At 71.4% G+C, this 18,755-nt stretch carries 21 protein-coding genes; 13 read left to right on the forward strand and 8 right to left on the reverse strand.

The annotated features are described in order from the left end of the window. The first annotated feature begins 104 nt into the window (after positions 1–104). Positions 105–1,781, forward strand: a complete 1,677-nt coding sequence (locus tag AB0M82_RS27030; protein WP_364727279.1) for a ricin-type beta-trefoil lectin domain protein — start codon at positions 105–107, stop codon at positions 1,779–1,781. 214 nt (positions 1,782–1,995) lie between these two features. Here AB0M82_RS27030 and AB0M82_RS27035 read toward each other — a convergent pair whose 3' ends face one another. After that, complete coding sequence (locus AB0M82_RS27035) at positions 1,996–2,592, reverse strand: TetR family transcriptional regulator (protein ID WP_364727281.1); 597 nt, start codon at positions 2,590–2,592, stop codon at positions 1,996–1,998. A gap of 45 nt (positions 2,593–2,637) precedes the next feature. Between AB0M82_RS27035 and AB0M82_RS27040 the strand changes: the two genes are divergently transcribed. From AB0M82_RS27040 to glmS, 9 genes are all read left to right on the forward strand, one after another. Next, a complete protein-coding gene (locus tag AB0M82_RS27040) occupies positions 2,638–3,144 on the forward strand; it encodes a PPOX class F420-dependent oxidoreductase (RefSeq protein WP_364727284.1) in 507 nt (168 codons plus the stop codon). Further along, positions 3,144–4,565 (forward strand): AMP-binding protein, encoded by a 1,422-nt coding sequence (locus tag AB0M82_RS27045; protein ID WP_364727287.1) that lies wholly within the window; start codon positions 3,144–3,146, stop codon positions 4,563–4,565. Before AB0M82_RS27040 ends, AB0M82_RS27045 begins: the two co-directional genes overlap by 1 nt. Beyond that, a complete protein-coding gene (locus tag AB0M82_RS27050) occupies positions 4,496–4,723 on the forward strand; it encodes a hypothetical protein (protein WP_364727361.1) in 228 nt (75 codons plus the stop codon). Before AB0M82_RS27045 ends, AB0M82_RS27050 begins: the two co-directional genes overlap by 70 nt. 114 nt (positions 4,724–4,837) lie before the next feature. Then, complete coding sequence (locus AB0M82_RS27055) at positions 4,838–5,203, forward strand: STAS domain-containing protein (protein ID WP_364727291.1); 366 nt, start codon at positions 4,838–4,840, stop codon at positions 5,201–5,203. A gap of 173 nt (positions 5,204–5,376) precedes the next feature. Continuing rightward, positions 5,377–6,177, forward strand: coding sequence for an alpha/beta hydrolase (locus tag AB0M82_RS27060; RefSeq protein ID WP_364727293.1), 801 nt, complete (start codon positions 5,377–5,379; stop codon positions 6,175–6,177). Continuing rightward, the gene (locus AB0M82_RS27065) at positions 6,174–7,388 is read left to right on the forward strand and encodes a SpoIIE family protein phosphatase (RefSeq protein WP_364727295.1); all 1,215 of its coding nucleotides are present in this window, start codon (positions 6,174–6,176) and stop codon (positions 7,386–7,388) included. The genes AB0M82_RS27060 and AB0M82_RS27065 overlap by 4 nt, the downstream gene beginning before the upstream one ends. After that, positions 7,385–7,735, forward strand: a complete 351-nt coding sequence (locus AB0M82_RS27070; protein WP_364727298.1) for an STAS domain-containing protein — start codon at positions 7,385–7,387, stop codon at positions 7,733–7,735. The genes AB0M82_RS27065 and AB0M82_RS27070 overlap by 4 nt, the downstream gene beginning before the upstream one ends. A gap of 702 nt (positions 7,736–8,437) precedes the next feature. After that, positions 8,438–8,710, forward strand: coding sequence for a hypothetical protein (locus AB0M82_RS27075; RefSeq protein ID WP_364727301.1), 273 nt, complete (start codon positions 8,438–8,440; stop codon positions 8,708–8,710). Between the two features lie 37 nt (positions 8,711–8,747). Beyond that, positions 8,748–10,571, forward strand: a complete 1,824-nt coding sequence (gene glmS / locus AB0M82_RS27080) for a glutamine--fructose-6-phosphate transaminase (isomerizing) (RefSeq protein WP_364727304.1) — start codon at positions 8,748–8,750, stop codon at positions 10,569–10,571. A 4-nt stretch (positions 10,572–10,575) separates the two neighbouring features. On the opposite strand, the gene AB0M82_RS27085 is transcribed toward glmS, so the two are convergent. The 6 genes from AB0M82_RS27085 to AB0M82_RS27110 all read right to left on the reverse strand — a co-directional run bounded on the left by AB0M82_RS27085 (position 10,576) and on the right by AB0M82_RS27110 (position 15,843). Continuing rightward, a complete protein-coding gene (locus tag AB0M82_RS27085) occupies positions 10,576–11,991 on the reverse strand; it encodes a BNR repeat-containing protein (RefSeq protein ID WP_364727306.1) in 1,416 nt (471 codons plus the stop codon). A gap of 80 nt (positions 11,992–12,071) precedes the next feature. Beyond that, positions 12,072–13,253, reverse strand: a complete 1,182-nt coding sequence (locus AB0M82_RS27090) for an FAD-dependent oxidoreductase (protein ID WP_364727309.1) — start codon at positions 13,251–13,253, stop codon at positions 12,072–12,074. Further along, positions 13,250–13,450, reverse strand: a complete 201-nt coding sequence (locus tag AB0M82_RS27095) for a ferredoxin (protein WP_364727312.1) — start codon at positions 13,448–13,450, stop codon at positions 13,250–13,252. Before AB0M82_RS27095 ends, AB0M82_RS27090 begins: the two co-directional genes overlap by 4 nt. A gap of 31 nt (positions 13,451–13,481) precedes the next feature. Then, positions 13,482–14,690, reverse strand: a complete 1,209-nt coding sequence (locus AB0M82_RS27100) for a cytochrome P450 (protein ID WP_364727315.1) — start codon at positions 14,688–14,690, stop codon at positions 13,482–13,484. A 136-nt stretch (positions 14,691–14,826) separates the two neighbouring features. After that, positions 14,827–15,261, reverse strand: coding sequence for a pyridoxamine 5'-phosphate oxidase family protein (locus tag AB0M82_RS27105; protein ID WP_364727317.1), 435 nt, complete (start codon positions 15,259–15,261; stop codon positions 14,827–14,829). A 21-nt stretch (positions 15,262–15,282) separates the two neighbouring features. Continuing rightward, entirely contained in the window at positions 15,283–15,843 is a 561-nt protein-coding gene (locus AB0M82_RS27110; protein WP_364727319.1) for a TetR/AcrR family transcriptional regulator, read from the reverse strand. A gap of 92 nt (positions 15,844–15,935) precedes the next feature. Here AB0M82_RS27110 and AB0M82_RS27115 point away from each other — a divergent pair, with 92 nt between their 5' ends. Continuing rightward, the gene (locus tag AB0M82_RS27115; protein WP_364727322.1) at positions 15,936–16,955 is read left to right on the forward strand and encodes an aldo/keto reductase; all 1,020 of its coding nucleotides are present in this window, start codon (positions 15,936–15,938) and stop codon (positions 16,953–16,955) included. Further along, positions 16,955–17,812, forward strand: coding sequence for an LLM class flavin-dependent oxidoreductase (locus AB0M82_RS27120; protein ID WP_364727324.1), 858 nt, complete (start codon positions 16,955–16,957; stop codon positions 17,810–17,812). The genes AB0M82_RS27115 and AB0M82_RS27120 overlap by 1 nt, the downstream gene beginning before the upstream one ends. Positions 17,813–17,818: 6 nt before the next feature. Here AB0M82_RS27120 and AB0M82_RS27125 read toward each other — a convergent pair whose 3' ends face one another. After that, positions 17,819–18,223 (reverse strand): SRPBCC family protein, encoded by a 405-nt coding sequence (locus AB0M82_RS27125; protein WP_364727326.1) that lies wholly within the window; start codon positions 18,221–18,223, stop codon positions 17,819–17,821. A 51-nt stretch (positions 18,224–18,274) separates the two neighbouring features. Here AB0M82_RS27125 and AB0M82_RS27130 point away from each other — a divergent pair, with 51 nt between their 5' ends. After that, positions 18,275–18,691, forward strand: a complete 417-nt coding sequence (locus AB0M82_RS27130) for a MarR family transcriptional regulator (RefSeq protein WP_364727329.1) — start codon at positions 18,275–18,277, stop codon at positions 18,689–18,691. Positions 18,692–18,755 lie beyond the last annotated feature (64 nt).

Raw genomic sequence — 18,755 nt, forward strand, 5'->3', positions numbered from 1 at the left:
AACACCACTTCCGGTGGTTGACAGCGGAAATGTGAGCGCTAACACTCTTCGGCAGCACGGTTTCAGGTGACACAGCGTCGTCGACCCCTGTCGTGGAGGTTCCCATGTCCGTCCGGATGCGCCGGCCAAATCGTCGCCAACGGATCCGCGTCGTCGTCGCGGCGGCTGTGCTGGCGTTGGCCGGGACGGCACTGCCCGCGACCCCGGCGTCGGCGGCCGAAGCAACGGCCGCCGTCTCCGCGGCGGTGACCGCTCCCCCGATGGGGTGGGCTTCGTGGAACAGCTTCGCGGCCCAGATCAACTTCAACGTGATCAAGCAGCAGGCCGACGCCCTGGTTTCGAGCGGGCTGGCCGCGGCGGGCTACAACTACGTCAACATCGACGAAGGCTGGTGGCAGGGCACCCGGGACGCGGCGGGGAACATCACGGTCGACCAGAACGAATGGCCGGGCGGGATGAAGGCCATCGCCGACTACCTCCACGGCAAGGGCCTGAAGGCCGGCATCTACACCGACGCCGGCCGCGACGGTTGCGGCTACTACTACCCGACCGGCCGTCCGGCGGCACCGGGATCGGGCAGCGAAGGGCACTACGACCAGGACTTCCTGCAGTTCTCCCAGTGGGGCTTCGACTTCGTCAAGGTCGACTGGTGCGGCGGGAACGCCGAGGGCCTCGACGCGCGAACCGCGTACCAGGCGATCAGTGACTCGATCGGCCGGGCGACCGCGCGGACGGGCAGGCCGCTGGTGCTGTCGGTCTGCAACTGGGGCAACCAGGACCCGTGGAACTGGGCGCCGGGAATGTCGACGATGTGGCGGACCAGCCAGGACATCATCTTCTGGGGCGAGAGCCCGTCGATGGACCGCGTCCTGCGCAACTTCGACTCCGCGCAGCACCCGGCCGCGCAAAGCCCCGGGCACTACAACGATCCCGACATGCTCGTGGTCGGCATGCCGGGCTTCACCGCCGCCCAGAACCGCACGCACCTGAGCCTGTGGGCCGTTTCCGGAGCGCCGCTGCTCGCGGGGAACCGGCTGGACACCATGACGACCGAGACGAAGAACATCCTCGCCAACCCGGAAGTCGTGGCCATCGACCAGGACGCGGCGGGCAAGCAGGGCGTCAAGGTGGCCGAGGACGCCACGGGGCGGCAGGTGTACAGCAAGACCCTGAGTGGCAGCGGCCGCCGCGCGGTGGTCGCACTCAACCGCACCGGCTCGGCCGCCCCGGTGACCGTGCGGTTCGCGGACCTCGGCCTGGGAGCCACGGCGTCGGTCCGCGACGTCTGGGCCGGCACCGACCTCGGCAGCCGGACCACGAGCTACACCGTGACGGTGCCCGCCAACGAGGCCGTCCTGCTGACGGTCTCCGGTACCGAAGCCCCCACCAGCAGCCAAACGGGGGCCGTCACCGGCAAGCAGTCGGGGCGGTGCCTCGACATCGACAACTCCGCCACGGCCAACGGCACCCAGGCCCAGCTGTGGGACTGCAACGGGCAGAACAACCAGCGGTGGACCTACACCGCGGCCAAGCAGCTGACCATCTACGGCACCAAGTGCCTCGACGCCTACAACCAGGGCACGGCCAACGGCACGCGGGCGGTGATCTGGGACTGCAACGGGCAACCCAACCAGCAGTGGACCTTGGGAACCGACGGCACCATTCGCGGCACGCAGTCCGGCCTCTGCCTCGACGCCTACAACGCGAGCACCGCCAACGCCACGAAGATCGTTCTCTGGGCGTGCGGCACCGCGGACAACCAGAAGTGGACCATGCGCTGACTGAGCGCCTCGCCGCGCGCCCCAATGTGGCGTTCGGTGCGTCCAGCGCACCCAATGTGGCGTTCGGTGCGTCCAACGCACCCAACGCCACATTGGGGCGCAACCCCGGACCACTGTCAACGAACCTCGGACGCGCGACACTAATGCGCTGATGGGGGCCTTCAGAGCATCCCCGTGAACCACTCCGGATCCCCTGGAAGCCGCGGCCGGGCCCTCAGCGCGGTTCGACCGTGATGGCGTCGAGGGCGCGGTGGATGAGGTCCGGCAGGGCGCCGCCGTGGTCGATCCAGTCGTCCAGGGAGATGCGGACCGCCGCCATGGCGACGGCCGCCAGGAGGCGGGGCCGCGGGTCGTGTTCGGTGCGGCCGCCGAAGCGCGGCGTGAGCAGCTCGGCGATCGCGTGCTCGTAGCGCTGGTAGGCCTGCGCGGTCCAGGCGTTGAGGGTCGGCGACGAGCGGGTGAGCCGGGCCAGTTCCCGGATCTGGCCGGCGTGCGCCGGGAACTCGGCCGCGAGTTCGCCGAAGGCCGCCACGAGGGCGTCCTTCGGCGACAGGTCGCCGGGCTGACGGGCGATCGCCTCGGTGACCAGCGTGAGCCACGGCCCGGTGATGCCTTCGGCGACCGCGCTTTCCTTCGTGTCGTAGTAGCGGAAGAACGTCGCGCGGCCGACTTCGGCGTCCGCGGCGATCTGGTCCACCGTCGTGGTGGCCACCCCCTGCCGGCCGGCCAGCCGAGCCGCCGACGCGGCGATCCGCGCGTTCGTCGCCCGCCTCTTGCGGACGGCCAGGCTTTCCGGTTCACTCTGAGACATAGTCTCATTCTGGACTATGTCTCATCGAGGAGCAAAGGGGCTCTCATGGGCGTGAACCAGCGCGAGCAGATCGTGATGTCCGCGGCGGAGATCACCGAATTCCTGAACGAGCAGCGGGTCGCGACCCTCGCCACGGTGGGTCCGTCCGGACAGCCCCACCTCGTCGCGATGTGGTACGCCGTGCTCGACGGCGTGCTGTGGTTCGAAACCAAGGCCAAGTCCCAGAAAGCCACGAACCTGCGCCGCGACAGCCGGGTCACCGTGATGGTCGAGACCGGCGACACCTACGACGCGCTGCGCGGCGTCGCACTGGAAGGCCGCGCCACGATCGTCGACGACCCCGACGCGCTGTGGGCGGTCGGCGTGAACGTGTGGGAGCGGTACAACGGCCCGTACAGCGAGGAAGTCCGGCCGATGGTCGAGTTCATGCTCACCAAGCGGGTCGCCGTCCGCGTCGACGCGGAACGAACCCGGTCGTGGGACCACCGCAAGCTCGGCCTGCCCGCCCTGCCGCTCGGCGGCACCACCGCCGCCCACCTGCGGGGTGCGTGATGGCGTTCAACCTGGCCGACCTGTTCGAGCACATCGCCGACGCGGTCCCCGGCCGGGAAGCCCTGTACGCCGAGGGCCGGACGCTCACCTACCGGGAGCTCGACCGGCGCGCCAACCGGCTGGCCCACCACTTCGCGGCGGCCGGCATCGGCGCCGGCGACCACGTCGGGTGCCACCTGATGAACGGCCCGGAATACCTCGAAACCATGCTCGCGCTGCTGAAGATCCGCGCGGTGCCCATCAACGTGAACTTCCGGTACGTCCGCGACGAACTCCGCTACCTGTACGACAACGCGGATCTCGTCGGCTTGGTGTACGACACCGAGTTCGCCGGGCGGGTGGCGGCGGTCCTGCCGGACGTGCCGCGGCTGCGGCACCTGCTGGCCGTCGGCCCCGGCGGGGACCTGCCCGCGGGCAGCCTGCGGTACGAAGAGGCGCTGGCTGTCCGGCCCGACGACCGCGCGGGGTTCCCGGCGCGGTCCGCCGACGACCTCGTGATCATCTACACCGGCGGCACGACCGGCCTGCCCAAGGGTGTCGTGTGGCGGCACGAAGACCTGCTCTTCGGCGGCATGAGCGCCGGCGCCGAAGGCCTCACCGCGCCCGAGGACGCCGGCCCGCGCGCGGCCGCGGCCGACCCGCTGGTGATGTTCGCCGCGCCGCCGCTGATGCACGGCACCAGCGTCCTCGCCTCGTTCATCACCTTCCTCGGCGGCGGCAAGGTCTGCCTGGTCCGCCGGTACTCGGGCGACGCGGCGGTCCGCGTCATCCGCGAACAGGGCTGCCAGACGATGATGATCGTCGGCGACGCGATGGCCGTGCCGCTCCTCGAAGCCCTCGACGCCCTCGACGCGGACACCCGGGCCCTGCCGTCACTGCGCATCATCGCCAGTGCCGGCGCGCTGCTCAGCCCGGCGGTCCGCGCCCGGCTCGGCGCCCACCTGCCCGAGCTGTACATAGTGGACAGTTTCGGCTCCACCGAGACCGGTCACAGCGGGGCGGGCATGGACGGGAACCGGCACTTCACCGTCAACGACACCACCACCGTCCTCGACGCGGACCTCGCGCCCGTCACCCCGGCAGCGGCGTGGTGGGCCAGGTGGCCCGCCGCGGCCACATCGCCCTCGGCTACTACGGGGACCCGGCCAAGACCGCCCGCACCTTCGTCGAAGCCGGCGGCGTCCGCTGGGCCCTGTCCGGCGACCAGGCCACGGTGGACGCCGACGGCACCGTCCGCTTCCTCGGCCGCGGCGCGATCTGCATCAACTCCGGCGGCGAGAAGATCCACCCCGAAGAGGTCGAAGCCGCCCTCAAGACCCACCCGGCGATCACCGACGCGGTCGTCGCGGGCATCCCCGACCCCCGCTGGGGGCAGCGGGTCGCCGCGGTGCTCCAGCTGCACCCCACCGCGGACGGCGTGACCCGGCAAGACCTCGAAACGCACCTCGCGCCGTTGATCGCCCGCTACAAACTCCCCCGCCTCACCCACGTCGTCCCGCGCATCCAACGCTCACCGTCGGGCAAACCGGACTACCGGTGGGCCACCGAGACCCTCCTGAAGGCCGCGCGGGACGCCTGAGCCGCAGCGACGGCGTGGGTGGTCGCGCGCGCCGGTCCGGAATTTTTCCCGAGCATGTTTCGCCCGTCCGAGAACTGGGTAACAGGCGGGCTGACGAGGAGGGACGAGGCGACGATGACCGCTGACGGCAGCCGGCTCCGGCCGCAGGACCTTCTGCGCGTGACCGCGCACCACCCCGGCGACGCCGTGCTGCTCGCGGTGTCCGGCGAGGTCGACCTGCTCAGCGCCCCGGTGCTGGAAGCAGAGGTCGCCGCCGCTCTCGCCGCCACGCCGAAGCTGCTGGTGATCGACCTGACCGAGGTCTCCTTCCTCGCCTCCATCGGCATCACGGCCCTGCTCAACGCCCGCCGCGCGGCCGGTGCCGGCACCGGGGTCCGGGTCGTCGCGCCGGAAGACGGCGTCGTCGCACGCACCCTGCGCCTGACCGGCCTGCACGAGACGCTGGCCGTCGTCGCCACCCGCGCCGACGCGCTCGCGTAACGACACCGGCGCGCTCACGCGCGGCCGAACCTGGCCGCGTAGCTCGCCAGGTCGCCTTCGGCCTCGAAGACGTCCATCAGCCCCTCCCCGAGCCGTTCACAGCAGATGGCGGCAACCCGAAAGAACTCCCGCTCAGCCCACGCGCCGGGCGGCCGGGGTGGGACGATGAGGCGGTGGACGTGCGCAGCAGGAACAACGTCGTCGTCACCGGCCGTGACGACGGCCCGACCGTCCTGCTCGCGCACGGGTTCGGCTGTGACCAGAACCTGTGGCGCCTCGTCGTCCCGGAGCTGGCCGAGCGGTACCGGGTGGTGCTGTTCGACCACACCGGCGCCGGACGCTCGGACCTGTCGGCCTGGACCGCCGAGCGCTACAGCACCCTCGACGGCTACGCCGACGACGTCCTGGTCCTGTGCCGCGAACTGGACCTGCGGGACGTCGTGCTGGTCGGGCACTCGGTCAGCGCGATGATCGCGGTACTGGCCGCCAACCGCGAACCGGACCGCTTCGCGAAGCTGGTGCTGCTCACGCCGTCGCCCCGCTACCTCGACGACGAGGACTACCGCGGCGGGTTCAGCCGCGCCGACATCGACGAACTGCTCGCCGCGCTGGAGTCGAACTACCTGGGCTGGTCGGCGACGATGGCGCCGGTGATCATGGGCAACCCGGAGCGCCCGGAACTGGGTGAGGAGCTGACGAACAGCTTCTGCCGGACCGACCCGGCGATCGCGCGGGTGTTCGCCAGGGCCACGTTCCTGTCCGACAACCGGGCCGACCTGGCCGAGGTGACCGTGCCGACGCTGGTCGTCCAGTGCGCCCGCGACGCCATCGCGCCGCCCGAGGTCGGGCAGTTCACCCATGAGCGGATCCCCGGCAGCGTGCTGGTGACGCTCGACGCGACCGGGCACTGCCCGCAGCTCAGCGCGCCGGAAGCCACCGTCGGCGCGATCACGGCGTTCGTGGACGGGCCATGATGTGCGAAGCCGGCGACCACCCCGGCCCGGCGTTTTCGGCGTTGCTGGAAGACAGCGCGGAAGACCTCTACGAGCACGCGCCCTGCGGGTACCTTTCGACGCTGCTGGACGGCACGATCGCGAAGATCAACACGACGCTGCTGAACTGGCTCGGCTACGAACGCGACGAGGTGGTCGGCCGCCGCCGGTTCCCCGATCTGCTGACCGTCGGCGGCCGGCTGTACCACGAGACGCACTTCGCGCCGCTCCTGCGCATGCAGGGTGAACTCGGCGGGGTCGCCTTCGAGCTGGAGGCCGCGGACGGGACGCGGCTGCCGGTGCTGGTCACCTCGACGATCAAGACCGGCACCGACGGGAAGGCGCAGCTGGTCCGCACCACGGTCTTCGACGCGCGGGACCGGCGCGCCTACGAGCAGGAGCTGCTGCGGGCGCGCGACGAAGCCGAGCGCGAACGCGACCGGGTGCAGCGGCTGGCGAGGACGTTGCAGCAGACCCTGCTGCCGCCCGCGCTGTCCGAGGTGCCCGGCATGCGGGTCGCGGCGTACTACCACCCCGCGTCGGCCGACGAGGTCGGCGGCGACTTCTACGACCTGTTCCCGCTGACCGGCGACACGTGGGGGTTCTTCCTCGGCGACGTGTCCGGGAAGGGCGCGGCCGCGGCCGTGGTGACGTCGCTGGCGCGCTACACGCTGCGTGCGGCCGCGGTGTACGCCCCGGACCCGGCCGCCGTGCTCGACCACCTCAACACCGTGCTGCACCAGCAGTTCCACGGCGCCGACCCGCGCTACTGCACCGTCATCCACGGCCGCGTCCGGCCCGGCGGCGACAGCGCCGCGGTCACCCTCGCCACCGGCGGGCACCCGCCGGCGCTGCTCATCCGCGCCGACGGCACGTCCTCGTTCCTGGACCTGCCAGGCGGCCAGCTGGTCGGCGCGCTGCCGAACCCGCGGTTCGCGACGATGGACGTGCGTCTGGCGCCGGGAGACACGATGCTGCTGTACACCGACGGGCTGACCGAAGCCCGCACGCAAGGCCGGGCCCGCTACAGCGAAGAGCAGCTGCGGGAGGACCTGACCGGCCTGGCCCCGACGACCGCGCCGGCGGTGATCACGGCGGTGACCGGCCTGCTCGCCGGATTCGGCGACGGCGTCGAAGACGACACCGCCCTGCTGGCGTTGAGCATCCCGCTGCCCGGGAGCGATCGGCCGTGACGGATCACCCGTTCTCCGCCGAGACCCGCACCACCGGGACCGGGCCCGTGGTCACCGTCCGCGGCGAACTCGACATGGCGACCGCACCCCGGCTCCGCGCCCGGATCGGCGATCTCGCGCTGGCCCGCGAGCAGCTGCTCGTGGTGGACCTGACCGGCGTGACGTTCTGCGACTCCAGCGGCATCTCGGCGCTCATCGCCGCCGTCAACGTCGCGGCGGCCGCCGAAGCCGGCGTCGCGCTGGTCGCCGTCCCCGCCCGCCTCGCCCGCACGTTCGGCCTGATCGGCCTCGCGGACTTCTTCCCGACTTACGACAGCGCCGAAGAGGCCGTGGCCGCGCTTACCTGAAGCGCCACATTGGGGATTTTTCATCCTGTTGGTGCTGGTCGGGGTGGGTTGACAGCGCTGGTTGTGGTTGTGGGGTAACGGGGTTTGGTGGTTGCCGGCTTCTGGTCGGGAACGCGGCGGAGCCCCCGGATGTTGATCAAGTCGTGACTCAAGAAAAAACGTCCGGGGGCTCCGCGCCCACTGTCTCACACCCCACCACCGCGACGATCTCCTACCGCAGTGCCCTGCCGGTATCAGCGGCCACGATCGCCTGGCTGACCAGCCTGATCACCGCACACCGGGCGAAGATCGGGTCCGTGAATGGCACATTGAGGGACTCTATGTCCCTCAATGGGCCATTCACGGCCTTTCGCGAGCACCTGAAACCGGGCCAATCGGGCTAATAGGGCCAATCGGGCAGCCTTGACAGTTCGCTGCCGCAGCTAACTGCCCGGCCTTGACCGAACGCCACATTGGGTGCGCTGGACGCAACCAACGCCACATTGGGGCGCATGAGCCAGGTCGTCACCGCAGCAGCCGCAGGTGCCTACGTCGGCGACTGGACCAACTCCACGAGCAGCGCGCGGATCGCCGGGCTCGCGTCGGCGCTGCGCCGCCACGTGGCTGCCCCTGTCGATCCTTCCGGGCGAGTGACGGAGAGCACCCACCCCTATATTTGCCCGTTTTCGGGCAAGAATTTGGCCTTCACTCTCCGCGCAGGGCATGATGGCCTGTGTGGAGGACACCGACATCGTCGATCGCGTGGCCGCTTCCACCGGTTTGCCGCCGGGGGTCGCCGCCCGCGTCGTCGACGACGTCCTCGCCTTCTACCGGACGCCCACCGAGCAGTACGTCCGTCGCCGGCACACCGAGCTGCAGGCCGAGGGCCGGAAGAACCCCGAGATCTTTCCCCTCATCGCCGCCGAGCTCCGCGGCCGCCTCGTGGCCGCGCCGGTCCTGTCCGAGCGCCAGCTGCGACGCATCGTCTACGGCTGACCGGCGCCCCCTTTCCCTGCCACGTAAGAGGTTCACCATGTGCGGAATCGTCGGATACATCGGCGGCCAGAACGCGGCCCCCATCCTCCTCGAAGGACTGACCCGGCTGGAGTACCGCGGCTACGACTCCGCCGGGGTCGCCGTCCTCGGCGCCAAGGGCGGCGCGCAGGTCCACCGCGTCGTCGGCCGGGTCCGGAACCTGACCGCGGCCCTGCCCAAGAGACTCGCCGGGAAGGTCGGCATCGGGCACACGAGGTGGGCCACGCACGGGCCCGCGTCGGAGGCCAACGCCCACCCGCACACCTCCGAGGACGGCCGGATCTGCGTCGTCCACAACGGCATCATCGACAACGCCGACGCGCTGCGCGCCCAGCTCGCCGACGCCGGGGTGACCCTCACGTCCGAGACCGACACCGAGGTCCTCGCCCACCTGATCGCCCGCTCCGCCGCCGAAACCCTCGAAGACGCCGTCGTCGAGGCGGTCTCCCGGATCACCGGCACGTACGCGATCGCCGTCACCGACAGCGAGCACCCGGACCGCCTGGTGATCGCGCGCAACGGCTCGCCGCTGATCATCGGCGTCGGCGAGCGGGAGATGTTCGTCGCCAGCGACCTCGCCGCGCTCGTCCGGCACACCTCGCAGGTCGCGCACCTCGACGACGGCGAGTTCGCGACGGTCTTCGCGACCGGCTACCGCACCTTCACCGTCGACGAAAGCGACACCACCAAGCCGGCCACCGAGATCGACATCAACGCCGAGGACCTCGACCTGGGCGGCTACGCGCACTACATGGCCAAGGAGATCCAGGAGCAGCCCGAGTCCGTGGAGCGGGTGATCCGGGGCCGGCTGGACGACCGGTTCGGCGTCGCCCGCCTGGACGGGCTCAACCTGACGCCGCGGGACCTGCGCGGGTTCAGCCGCGTGAAGATCCTCGGGTGCGGCTCCGCCTACTACGTCGGCCAGATCGGCGCGACGATGATCGAGGAGCTGGCGAGGATCCCGGCCGACGCCGAAGCCGCGTCGGAGTTCCGCTACCGCAACCCGATCATCGAAGCGGACACCCTCTACATCGCGGTCAGCCAGTCCGGCGAAACGATCGACACCGCCTTCGCCGTCGAGGAGATCAAGCGCAAGGGCGGCCGCGTCGTCGGGCTGGTCAACGTCGTCGGCTCGACCATCGCCCGCGCCTGCGACGGCGGGGTCTACCTGCACGCCGGCCCGGAGATCGCGGTCGCCTCGACCAAGGCGCTCACCAACATGGCCGTCGGCTTCGCCCTGATCGCGCTGGCGCTCGGCCGGGTGCGGGACCTCTCCACCGCCGACGGCCGACGCGTCATCGCGGCCCTGCGCGCCCTGCCCGGCCAGATCCGGGCGGTGCTGGACGCGGAGCCGGCGATCGCCGAGCACGCGAAGGCCGTGGCGGCCGCGAGCAGCCTGTTCTTCGTGGGCCGCGTCCGCGGTTACCCGGTGGCGCGGGAAGGGGCCCAGAAGTTCAAGGAGATCTCCTACCGCCACGCCGAGGCGTACCAGACCTCCGAGCTCAAGCACGGCCCGCTCGCCCTGATCGACGAAGCGCTCCCGACGGTCGCCGTCGTGCCCGCCGACGAGCTGACCGACCGCAACCTGGCCGCGGTGCAGCAGATCAAGGCCCGCGGCGGCGCCGTGCTGGCGGTGACCCACGAAACCGTCGACTTCGGCGAACTCGACGTCCCGCGGATCGTCGTGCCCCGGACCGAGCCGGAGCTCGACCCGATCCTGCTGACCATCCCGTTGCAGCTGCTCGCCTACCACGCCGCGCTCACCCTGGGCTACGACATCGACAAGCCGCGCAACCTGGCCAAGTCGGTCACGGTCGAGTGAGAGCTCAGCCCAGGCGGAAGTCGGCCACCCGGATCGGCGACGGCGTGGTTCCGCTCGAAACCTGCTGATACATCACGGAGATCACGCCTTCGGCGGCCAGGCGCGAGTCGTCGACGTCGACCTCGCCGAAGGCGCGCAGGTCCGGGCTGTACACCGTCTTCCAGTCGGTCCAGCCGCTCGCCTTGGTCGCCGCGACGATCCGCCCGTACGGCATGACGAGGTAGGCGTTGTCGCCCCGGTCGAACACCAGCTTCGAGCGCTGGGTCGACTCGGGCGCCACCGGCACTTCGCGCTTGGTCCAGCTGCCGTCGGCCGCCCGGCTGAGGAAGAACGTCCGCCCGTACTGCTTGCGCTGTGCGGAATAGTTCGTGACGCACTGGGTGAACCGGCCCGGCACGTAGCTGATCACCACGTGCGGCTGCCCCGCGGAGTCGACGGCCTGGCTCTCCTGGTTCATCAGCCCGTGGTCGACGGTGAGCGGATCGACGACCGTGCCCGGCGAACCCACCGCCACCGGCGTGCCGCCCGTCGTCGCCACCGCCGTGCCGGCGTTGTTCCGCCAGGTCCGGCCGCGGTCGTCGCTGTAGACGTAGCCGGTGTCGTGGTTGGCCAGCCCGCCGGCGTCGCACAGCACGCCGGAGTTGCCTTCGCGCCAGGTGAACGCGGCGTGCAGCCGCCCACCCGGACCGTAGGTGATGCCGTGCAGGTACATGTTGCGCGTCGTGCTGGTCACGCCGTTGCCGGACTTCCACGAGCCGGTCGCCGACGTCCACTTGCCGAGCTTGCGCCAGCTGCCCGCGCTGTACTCCGCGAGCTCGTTGACGCCGTTGCCGGAGCCGCCGGTGCGGTAGCTCAGCTGCAGCCGCCGCTCCGGCGTGACCACGAACTGCGGGTAGGTGATCGCGCCGAGGTCGACGCCGTTCAGCGTGCGCTGGACCGCGCCGAACGCCGCCGGCGTCCACGCGTGCGAGGCGGGCGCGGACAGCAGCCCCGCCACCGACTCCACGTAGTAGACCTGGTTGCCGTGGGTGTCCATGGCCACGTGCAGCCGGCCGTCCTCCGGCGAGACCCCCATGGAGATCACGTTGTGCGAGTCGTTCACGGTCAGCTTGTGCGGCAGCTTGACCGTCTGCCACGCGCCGGCGGCGTCGGCGCGCCGGGCGATCACGGCGCCGCGGTCCGCGGTGTACCAGGCCGCGTACTGGTAGCCCGCGTAGCTAAAAATGCCGCTCTGCTGGAAGGAGTCGTTGTTCACCAGGCCGTCGTAGGACACGAAGTACAGCGCCGCCGGATCGAGCTGCGTGTCCTGGACCTTCACCACGGACACCGCCGCTTCGGCGGGCGCGGCGGGCAGCAGCGGGAGCGCCGCGGCCACCAGGACGCCGAGGATCCGAGAAAGCGCTCTCTTCGTCGAGGCCATGGTCCACCCTTCCCGCGTGTTAACGTGAACAGGGTCACCCTCGGGCGGGCCGCCGTCAACCGACGGATGGTGGATTTCGGTCAGGTCCTCCCCACGAGGACCGCGCCCCCGATTTCCCGCCGGTGCTGCCGGGCCTGCTTGGGCATGTTCCAGCCGAGCACGCCGACGACCTCGCCGCCCTGGTGGTACCGCGCCACGAACCGCCCCTCGCGCGGATCTCCCTCCACAATGGACACATCGGCGGTCGCGGACAGCGTGCCGTGCACGTGGATCCGGGCGTCGAACTGGTTGGTCCAGAAGTACGGCACCGGCGTGTACGGGCGGTCCTCGCCGAGGACGTTCCCCGCGACGGCGACCGCCTGTTCGGTGGCGTTGGTCCGGTTCTCCAGGCGCAGCAGCGCGTCGAGCCCTTCGTGGTGCCAGCGGGCGACGTCGCCCGCCGCGTAGATCCCGTCCGCCGCACGGCACCGGGAGTCGCACACCACGCCGTTGTCGCACAGCACTCCGCTGCCCGCCAGCCATTCCGTCGCCGGCGCGGCGCCGAACGCCACCACGACGACGTCGGCGGGCAGCACCGCACCGGACTCCAGCCGCACCCCGGTGACCCGCCCGTCCCGCTCGGCCAGGCCGGTGACCCCGGCGCCGAGCCGGAGCCGGACGCCCCGGCCGGCGTGGAGGTCCGCGAGCAAGCCGGCGGCGAGCGGGCCGAACTGGTAGGCCAGCGGCGCGGACTGCGGCCCGGCGAGGGTGACGGGCACGCCGGTCCCGCACAGGGTGGCCGCGATCTCCGCGCCGAGCACACCGTCCCCGACGACCACGACGCGCTTGCCCGGCGCAAGGTCCGCGCGCAGGCCCAGGGCGTCGTCGAGGGTGCGGAGCACGTGGACGCCCGCGAGGCCGTCCTGCCCGGGCAGGGTGCGCGGCCGCAGCCCGGTGGCCAGCACCACCGCGTCCGCGGTCAGGGCCCGCCCGCTCACCGTGTGGACGGTCCGCGCCCGGGCGTCCAGCCGCACCGCCGGGTCGCCGAGCACGAACTCGGCGCCCAGCGCGGCGAGTGCGTCCGGTGCGCGCAGCCGCGCCTGCTCGGGCGTCCAGCTGCCGCCGAGGATCTGCTTGGACAGCGGCGGCCGGTCGTACGGCAGGTGCGCCTCGGCGCCCAGCACGGTCACGCGACCCTCGTACCCCTTACGGCGCAAGGCTTCCACGGTCGCGAGCCCGGCGGCCGAGGCCCCGACGACCAGGACGTCGCCAGGAGTGGTCACGCGTTCTCGCTCACCGTGATCGCGGCACCGGGGCACACACTGGCCGCTTCCCGGACGATCTTGTGGAGCCCCTCGCCGGGGCGCTCGTCGAGCAGGATCACGATCCCGTCCTCGTCGCGCTGGTCGAACACGTCCGGCGCGAGCAGCACGCACGTGCCGGCCCCGCAGCACTTCTCCTCGTCGACGACGACCTTCATGGCTGTTCCTTTCGTGCGTTCGGTTGCGACGTCACCAGCGGACGGGCAGTTCCCGCAGTCCGCCGACGGCGAGCCCCTCGACCGGGCGCAGCTCCGCGGCCGGGACGGCGAGCTCCAGCGACGGCAGCTCGCGCAGCAGCACCTCCAGGACCACCTGCAGCTCGGTGCGGGCCAGCGGCTGCCCGAGGCACGCGTGCGCGCCGGCCCCGAAGGCCAGATGCGGGTTCGGGCTGCGGCCCAGGTCCATGTCGGCGGCGTGCTCGAACGCGCGCTCGTCGCGGTTGGCGGCGGCCATGCTGCACATCGCGGTGGTCCCGGGCGGCAGCACGGTGCCCGAAAGCTCGAACTCCTCGGTGATGAACCGCTGCATCCCCACGCCCGCGTTCGCGTCCAGCCGCAGCGACTCCTCGACCGCCGTGCGCACCAGCGACGGATCGGCCAGCAGCTCCTCCCACCGGCTCCGGTCCGCCAGCAGCATCGCCACCATCTTGGCGATCATGTTCGCGGTGGTCTCGTGCCCGGCGATCAGTAGGCCGATCCCGGTGGCGGCCAGCTTCGCGTCGGACCAGCCGGCGCCGTCGGCGATCAGCGCGCTGAGGATGTCGTCACCCGGTTCGGCCCGCTTGGCGGCGATGTGCCCGCCCATGTACCGGCCGAACTCCGTCTGCGCCGCGTCGAACTCTTCCTGGGTGTAGCGGGTCATGCTGAGCATGACGTCGGACCAGTGCGCGAACCGCTCCCGGTCGGTGTCCGGCACGCCGAGCATGTCGCAGATGACCCAGACCGGCAGTGGGAAGGCGACGCCCGCCTTGAGGTCGCCGGGCGCGCCCTTGGCGACCATTTCGTCAATGAGCCGCCCGGCCATCGCCGCCATGCCGGGCCGCAGGGCGTTCATCCGCTTGGCGGTGAACCACTTGCCGATCATGCGGCGCCACGTCAGGTGGTCCTCGCCGTGCTGCGGGAGCACGGACGCCATCTCGCTGTTGAACACCCCGCCCGACTCGGTGTCCGCGACCCGGGCCGCGTTGTCCGCCGCGGTCGGCCGGGTGAACCGCGGATCGGACAGGACGCTCTTGACGTCGTCGTACCGGGTAATCAGAGCGGCCTCGTCCCCGCTGGCCAGCGCGACCCGCGCGACCGGGCACTTGTCCCGGAACTCGGCCCACTCGGCCGGCGGCTCCAGTGCGGCCTCGGCGCCGAACGGGAAGCGCGGCAGCGGGTCGGTGTGGCTTTGCGGCATCACGGGCTCCTCGTCGGTGAACGTCCTCTGCCACGAGGATGACCGCGAACTCGGATTAAGTCAAACAGTTGATTTAATCCGACAGGGGAGGCGACGATGAGTGGTCCGCTACCTCACCCCTCCGGGCGAGGCGGGGTCATTCGCGCTCGACCCGGCGCAGCCCGTGCTCGGCGGTCCACCACTCGACGACCAGCAACGTCGCCGCTTCGTCGAGGTGCGTGTGCACGACCTCGGCGACGTCGGCCACGAACCGCTCGCCGTCTTCGGTGCGCGCCCGGCCCGAGATCTTCGCCTCGCCCGGCCACCGCGCCTCCGCGCCCTCGACCGGGTCGACCGTCGCGCTGTGCAGCGCGAACCGCGGGTCCCGGCGGAGGTCCGCGCCCTTGCGCGCGTTCGGCATCGAGCCGAAGACCAGTTCGCCGTCTTCGAAGACCGTCTCGATCCCGGAGATCCGCGGCGAACCGTCGGCCCGGAGGGTGGCGATCGTCTTGTGCTTGTGGGCGTCGAACGACGCCCGCACCCGCCGCGCGAACTCCGGCTCCGCCCGCTCGAACTCCCGCCACGCCGTCATCGGCCCATCATGCCGCAGCGGTCAGCTCCGCAGCCCCTCGACGAGGAGCCCGACCAGCCGGCGCGCGTCGTAGCGGGGGTCGCTGTCCGCGCCGATGCAGAGGTTGCCGACGCCCCGCATGAGTTCGTACGCCTGCAGGTCCCCCCGGATCTCACCGGCCGCGGCGGCGGCGTCGAGCAGTTCGGTGCACACCGGCAGGAGCCGGTCCAGGAAGTACGCGTGCAGCGTGTCAGCACCGGCGTTGTCGGACCGCAGCACGCCGGCGAGCCCGTGCTTGGTCACCACGAAGTCGACGTAGCGGTCGACCCACCCCACCAGCGCCGCGTACGGCGATTCGCTCGAGGCCAGCAGGGCCGGTCCCGCCTCCGCGCAAGCTTCCACCTGGTGCCGGAAGACGGCGATGATCAGGTCCGCCCGGGTCGGGAAGTGGCGGTAGATGGTGCCCATCCCGACACCGGCCTTGGCCGCGATGTCGCGCACCGGCGCGTCCACCCCGGACGCGACGAAGACCGCGGCCGCCGCGTCCAGCAGCACCTTCTCGTTGCGCCGGGCGTCCGCGCGCTTGGGCCTGTTTTCGCTCACCACTTCCTCCACGGTTGCTAACCGGAACAGTGCTCCGTATAGTTACCGGAGCAACGTTCCGTTTGCTCATCATGCCACGGAGGCAACCTCTCATGCAGTACCGCACCTTGGGCCGCACCGGCGTCCAGGTCAGCTCCCTCGCGCTCGGCGCGATGAACTTCACGACGATGGGGCGCACCACCCAGGACGAGGCCACGGCCATCGTCGACGCCGCGCTCGAAGGCGGGGTCAACGTCATCGACACCGCCGACATGTACGGCCAGGGCGAGTCGGAGGTGATGGTCGGCAAGGCCATCGCGGGCCGCCGCGACGACATCGTGCTGGCCACGAAGGCGTACATGCCCATGGGCGACGAGCGCAACCACCAGGGCAGCTCGCGCCGCTGGCTGGTCACCGCGCTCGACGACAGCCTGCGCCGCCTCGGCGTCGACCACGTCGACCTCTACCAGGTGCACCGCTGGGACCCGCGCACCAGCGACGAGGAAACGCTTTCCGCGCTGACCGATCTCCAGCGTGCGGGCAAGATCCGCTACTTCGGCTCTTCGACGTTCCCCGCGTACCGCATCGTCCAGGCGCAGTGGGCCGCCAGCGAACTCCACCTCGGCCGGTACGTCACCGAGCAGCCCAGCTACTCGATCCTGCAGCGCGGGATCGAAGCCCACGTGCTGCCCGTGACCGAGGAGTACGGGCTCGGCGTGCTGGCGTGGAGCCCGCTGGCCTCGGGCTGGCTGTCTGGCGCGGTCCGCGCCGGCCAGGAGATCACCACCAACCGCTCGACGCTCGTCCCGCAGCGCTTCGACCTCGACGTCCCCGCCAACCAGGCCCGGCTCGACGCCGTCGAAAAGCTCGCCAAGATCGCCGAGCAGGCCGGCCTCACGCTGATCCAGCTCGCGCTCGGCTTCGTGACCGCGCACCCCGCCGTGACCACCGCGCTCATCGGGCCGCGGACACTCGACCACCTGCGCTCGCAGCTCGCGGCCGCGGACACCGTGCTCCCCGCGGACGTGCTCGACGAGATCGACGCCGTCGTCGCACCCGGGACCGACCTGGCCCCGCAGGAGAAGTTCGACACCCCGCCCGCACTGCTCGACCCGTCGCTTCGGAGGCGTTGATGAAACCGAGTTTCGGCATCCTGACCGCACCCATGCAGGTCGGCTACGAAGACATCCTGCGCGTCTGGGAGGAGGCCGACGCCGTCCCGGAAATCGAGCACGCGTGGCTGTTCGACCACCTCATGCCGATCGGCGGCGACCCGGACGGCCCGATCTTCGAAGGCTGGACGCTGCTCTCGGCGCTGGCCGCGCGCACCGAGCGGATCCGGCTCGGCGTCCTGGTGAGCAGCAACCGGTTCCGCCCGCCTGCCGTGCTGGCGAAGATCGCGACGACCGTCGACATCGTTTCCGGCGGACGGCTCGACTTCGGCATCGGCGCCGGCTCGCGCCCGAGCCACCCGCTGGCCCGCCGGGAGTACGACGCGCACGGCCTGCCGTACCACGACCAGGCGGACGCGGTGGCCGCGCTCGCCGAAGCCTGCACGGTGATCCGTCGCTTGTGGACGGAGGACAAGCCGTTCGGCTTCGACGGCGCGCACGTCCGGCTCACCGGCGCGTTCGGCAACCCGAAGCCCGTGCAGGACCCGCACCCGCCGATCATGATCGGCGGCCGCTCGAGCGCGACGCTGCGCGTGGCCGCCGAACACGCCGACCTGTGGAACATCCCCGGCGGCGGCGACATCGAGGACGTCGCGGGCCGCAGCGCGCTGCTGGACCGCTACTGCGCGGAGATCGGCCGCGACCCGGCGTCGATCACCCGCTCGATCTTCCTGCCGGTCGACTACGACAAGCCCGCTGTCACCCGGGAGAAGATCGGCGAGGCGGTCGGCGCCGGGTTCGGGCACATCGTCCTCGGCCTGGCGAACCCCTACCCCGACGGCGTCGCGAAGTGGGTGGCCGACGAACTGATCCGCTGAGCCCCGTCACGCTTCGACGCGCTCCCGCACCGCCCGCAGTTCCTCGCCGACGACGGCCATCTGCGTGTCGACCGCCGTCGCGTCGGTTCCCTCGGGGAAGAAGAGGCTGAAGATCAGCTCGGCGCCCGTCAGGTTGGGCACCACGCGCGTGAACAGGCCCAGGTTCGGGGCGTCGGCGCTGACGACGTCGACGACGCCGTGCGCCGCCGCGACCCGCACGGCGACCCGCTGCGGCCCGGCGCCGGTGTGGACGCGCCAGATGTCGTCGTGCTCGTGGTCGACGGCGGTGGCGAACCCCGGCGCCCATTCGGGCAGGTGGCGGGGATCGGACAGGTATTCGACGACGCGCTCCGGCGGCGCGGCGACGGAGATGGTGCGCGTCTCGGCGCGGCCGGGCTGGAATGAGGTCATGCCAAAACGATACGCAAGTGCTTATCATTTGTCACGCGTAAGATCCCGCCGGTGAACGAGGACGACGATCTCGGGGCGCTCTGCGCCGGGGCGGGGCGCAGCCTGGCCGAGGCCGAGCGGCCGGTGCTGGAGCGGCACGGGCTTTCGATGTGGCAGTACGTCGTGCTGTCGGCGCTGGCCCACGAGGCGGCGCCGAGTCAGCTGGTGCTGGCCCAGCAGATCCACTACGACAAGACCCGCCTGATCGCCCTGCTGGACGGCCTGGAAGCGGCAGGCCTGGTCGGCCGCGAGCCGGACCCGGGCGACCGTCGCGCACGGACAGTGCGGCTGACGCCCGAAGGGATCCGGCGGCACGCGGAGGTCCAGGCCGCCATCCGGGTCGTGGAGGACCGGAAGCTCGCCGGCCTCACCCCGGAAGCGCGGCGAGTGCTGCGGTCGGCCCTCGCCCACCTCGCGAACTCGGGCTGATCACCCACAGCTGTGAATGGCCCATCGAGGGACATAGAGTCCCTCAATGGGCCATTCACGGCCT

Source organism: Amycolatopsis sp. NPDC051128 (genome assembly GCF_040682715.1).
Classification (GTDB): domain Bacteria; phylum Actinomycetota; class Actinomycetes; order Mycobacteriales; family Pseudonocardiaceae; genus Amycolatopsis.